The following is a 1,696-nucleotide window of genomic DNA, read 5'->3' on the forward strand; positions in this document are numbered from 1 at the left end:
GTGAGTAAGTAAAAAAAAACGAAAAAAATGCATTTGACGAGTCTTATTCTTTTTGTGTCTGAGCGCTTTCTAAAGCTAAATTTCACGCATTATTGCTACATCTCTTTGACAGTATGGAGTAGGGAGTAGGGTGAAAAGAGAAATATATCTTTGTTTAATATCGATAATCGTTATAAACATTACTAAACGATTATTATTACTTAATAACTGAAGTTCATCGGAAGTATAGCATTAATGCATGGAAATTGGTATAATTATATCATGTCCGCTGGTATCGTTTGTGTAAACCCAAGGGTGAATATCTACAGGAAATTTAAGTTTTTTATTGCCCTTAAGTATTCTTGCCTGTTCCCTGTTCCCTGTTCCCTGTTCCCTGTTCCCTGTTCCCTACCTTTGCTATACAATACCGATGCTACCGGACATGATATTATTAATTATTAATTCAGGTTAAAATCCTCCCCTTTTCAGGGGAAAAAAGAAAAAAATTTTTCCTTTTAGTCAATCCTCTTCTTTTCAAGGAGAGGTAATAATTAATAATTAATAATTAATAATTAATTATTAATTGTTGAATCCTACCTCCTCGCTCATTCCCATTTCTCCCCTCCTGGGAGGGGGAGGGGCGAGGGGTGGGTTGTCTCCTGTCTCCTGTCTCCTTTCTCCTTTCTCCTGTCTCCTGTCTCCTGTCTCCCCCTCCTGGTAGTCTTCTACCCCTACTAAAAGACTAGTGAAGCGCAAACCCTATTTATAACTATTCAACCGGAGATGATATAATTGTCTATTTAAGTGGATATAGTGGTTCTTTTCCATTCAATTGCCAAATCCTAAATACTAATATAGCCGCCACAGTTAACCATACACAAGAAGGGGCTAAAATCATTCCTGCTGTGGGATTAATTTGCCAGTAAAATATAGTAACTATTAAAGCAGATAACCAAGGACCTAAAATTACGACGGGAACAGCAGCACCTAACCTACGTTCTACAGTAAATATTGTATTCCAAGTATCTCCCAAAGCAAGATGTACTGCAAAAGTTATTAAAGGAAGCACTAAAAATTGTTGGTTCATCTCCTGCCAAACTAATAACGAAGAGATAACTCGTAAGACTGCAATTGTCATCCATACTATGGGAAAAGCTAAAGGTGGAGGTGCCCATTTAGGTCTGACTATACTATCATAAGTCTGACGAGAACGAGTATTATCTAATGGGGAAAAAATTCGCGAACGAATACTTAATAAGGTAAAAAACATTCCTGCAAGTACGGTATTTAACCAATTAGGAAAAGAAGAATAATTATTAACTAAAGTCACCAATTTTTCCATTCCCCAGAAGGCTAGAAGAATAATTCCTATTTGTACAATAGTTCCTAATTTATACATTAAAAGTGCTTTGATATCTAGCTCTTTTGTAGAAACTATTTGTTTGGGGATAGATTGATTTTTCGACTCAGTTTTTACCCCCATTACTGTATTGACAAACTGTTCGACTGTTCCACCATCATTTGATTGAGTCATAATCAGAATATTCAGAAAACTATTAACTTTATTTTCATAGGACTTACGCAAAAGACGAAATTATACACCATTTGTAGGGGTTGGCCATGTACGGGTTAACGGCCGTTAACCCCTACTTTATGTGGTGGTTATGCGTAATTCCTGTCTCATCTAAAATCTGATTATACAGTAATATCATGTCCG

Annotated in this window: 2 protein-coding genes; both read right to left on the reverse strand. The window is 36.1% G+C overall.

Annotated features, from left to right (window positions below; all coding sequences use genetic code 11):
• Positions 1-558: 558 nt before the first annotated feature.
• Positions 559-735, reverse strand: coding sequence for a hypothetical protein (locus tag F6K13_RS31950; protein WP_287289716.1), 177 nt, complete (start codon positions 733-735; stop codon positions 559-561).
• 40 nt (positions 736-775) lie between these two features.
• A complete protein-coding gene (locus F6K13_RS31955; RefSeq protein ID WP_287289718.1) occupies positions 776-1,564 on the reverse strand; it encodes a TspO/MBR family protein in 789 nt (262 codons plus the stop codon).
• Positions 1,565-1,696 lie beyond the last annotated feature (132 nt).

Source organism: Okeania sp. SIO2B9 (assembly GCF_010672505.1).
GTDB lineage: Bacteria > Cyanobacteriota > Cyanobacteriia > Cyanobacteriales > Microcoleaceae > Okeania > Okeania hirsuta.